Annotated in this window: 2 protein-coding genes; both read left to right on the top strand. The window is 70.1% G+C overall.

Annotated features, from left to right (window positions below):
* On the top strand, window positions 1-777 hold a 777-nt coding region (locus VNS22_RS25920), incomplete at its 5' end, for an ATP-binding cassette domain-containing protein (protein WP_325737703.1).
* A partial coding sequence (locus VNS22_RS25915; RefSeq protein ID WP_325737701.1) for an ABC transporter permease occupies window positions 774-2,485 on the top strand: 1,712 nt, incomplete at its 3' end. The genes VNS22_RS25920 and VNS22_RS25915, both read left to right, overlap by 4 nt.

The raw sequence follows: 2,485 nt of genomic DNA, 5'->3' as shown, positions 1-2,485 counted from the left end.
CAGGTGCTGCTGGACGGCCAGGACCTGACCCGGGCCGGCCCCGCCGAGCTGATCCGGCTGCGCCGCCACAAGATGGGCATGGTGTTCCAGAACTTCGCGCTCCTGCCGCATCTGACCGTGCTGGGCAATGTCGCCTTCCCGCTCGAGGTGCAGGGCGTGCCAAGGGCCGAGCGCACGAGGCGGGCGCGGGAGATGATCGCGCTGGTGGGTCTGTCCGGCCGCGAGCACGACCTGCCGCACCAGCTCTCGGGCGGCCAGCAGCAGCGGGTGGGCATCGCCCGTTCGCTGGCGGTGGGGCCGGATCTCTGGTTCCTGGACGAGCCGTTCTCGGCCCTGGACCCGCTGATCCGCCGCGAGATGCAGAACGAGTTCCTGCGCCTGCAGGCCAGCCTGAAGAAGACGATCGTCTTCATCACCCATGATTTCGACGAGGCGATCCGGCTGGCCGACCGGATCGCGATCATGCGCGGCGGGCGCATCATCCAGACCGGCACGCCCGAGGAACTCGTGCTGCATCCGGCGGACAGCTACGTCGCCGAGTTCACCCGCGAGGCGCCGCGCGCCCGGATCCTGACCGCGCGCGCGATCATGCGCCCGCTGGACGAGCGGATCGAGGTGGCGGGGGCGGTCGACGCCGGGGCCAAGGTCCAGACGATCGCGGCAAAGGTCGAGGCAGCAACCAGACCCTATCTCGTCACCGAGGGCGACCGGCCGGTGGGCCTGATCGACCGCTCGGCCGTCCTGGCCGTGCTGCTGGGCGGGGAGCCGGTGCGGTGAGCGTTGCGCTGGCCAGGCCCGCCGCGACTGCGCGTCCCATGCGCCCGGGCCTGCTGCTCTGGTCGCTGATCCTGGTGGTGACCCTGGCCCTGGCCTTGCTGCCGCTTCCCTACCCGAAATGGCTCGCCGAAGTTCCGCGGGCCTGGCGGCTCGGCTGGGACAAGGATGTGTCCGCCTTCCTGGCCTGGCTGGTCGAGGATGCCAGCTTCGGCCTGTTCAGCTTCCAGCAGCTCACCCGGGCGATCTCGTGGCTGCTCGGCTGGCCGCTCGAATGGGCGACCGCCCTGTTCGCGACCGGTGTCCTTCGTGGCCAGGGCTCGGCGGCGGTCCAGGTCCTGCCGGCCATGCCCTGGTTCGCCGTGGTGGCGGCCGCCGCCATGCTCGGCTGGCACCGGGGCGGCCGGGGCCTGGCAGTGCTGGCCGGGCTGGCCTTCCTCTATCTCGCCGTGTTCGGCCAGTGGGCCAGTGCGATGGTGACCCTGGCCTCGATTGCGATCGCGGTGCCACTGGGGGTGGCAGGCGGGCTGCTGATCGGAATCGCCGGCTTTCGCAGCCGTAGGGTGGCGGCCCTGATCACCCCGCTGCTCGACCTGATGCAGACCGTCCCGATCTTCGCCTATCTCGTGCCGATCCTGTTCCTGTTCGGCTTCGGCCCGGTCGCGGCGACGCTCGCCACGGTGATCTACGCCATGCCGCCCATGGTCCGCATCACCATGCAGGCCCTGCACGCCGTGCCGCAGGAGGTGAAGGAATATGGCGTGATGGCCGGCTGCACCCGGCACCAGCTCACCTGGAAGGTGCTGGTGCCGGCAGCACGGCCGAGCCTGCTGGTGGGCGTCAACCAGGTCATCATGCTCTCGCTCAACATGGTGATCATCGCCTCGATGATCGGGGCGGGCGGGCTCGGCTACGACGTGCTGACCTCGCTTCGCCGGCTCGACATTGGCGGCGGCCTGGAGGCGGGGCTCGCGATCGTGCTGCTAGCGGTGGCCCTCGACCGGCTGAGCCGCGCCACGCAGGAGCAGGCTCCGGGGCAGGGGCAGCGCTTTTGGATCCTGTTCGCCGCGGTCCTGCTGGGCCTCTATCTGTTGGGCCTGCTCCTGCCCGGCATCGCCCGCTACCCGGAGGCGTGGACGCTTTCGACCGGGCCGTTCTTCGCGGACTTGGTCGGCTGGATCAACGTCCACTTCTTCGACACGCTGGAGGCGATCAAGACCGCGATCGTCCTGAACCTGCTGGTGCCGGTCCGGCGCTTCTTGACCGAGCTGCCCTGGCCCTGGGTGGTGCTGGTGACGACCCTGGCGGGCTGGCGCCTGGGCGGCCTGCCGCTCGCCCTGCTGCTGCTGGGGTTCGGCCTGTTCATCGCGTTCAACGGCCAGTGGCAGAACGCCATGCTGACCGTCTACCTGTGCGGCGTCTCGGTCCTGGTGGCGGCCCTGATCGGCGTTCCTCTGGGTATCCTGGGCGGCCTCAGCCGGCGGGCCTGGCGGGTCCTGGAAGCGGTGATCGACACGCTGCAGACCCTGCCGAGCTTCGTCTATCTGATCCCGGTGGTGATGCTGTTCCGGGTGGGCGACTTCACCGCGATGATCGCGGTGGTGCTCTACGCGCTTGCCCCTGCGGTCCGCTACACCGCGCACGGCATCCAGCAGATCCGGCCGATGCTGATCGAGGCCGGCACGGCGGCCGGCTGCACCAACTGGCAGCT

Origin of the sequence: Geminicoccus sp., from assembly GCF_035556675.1 — a bacterium.
Lineage (GTDB): Bacteria > Pseudomonadota > Alphaproteobacteria > Geminicoccales > Geminicoccaceae > Geminicoccus.
The sequence above is the reverse complement of the archived record's forward strand: the minus strand, read 5'-3'. Positions and strand labels throughout refer to the sequence as shown.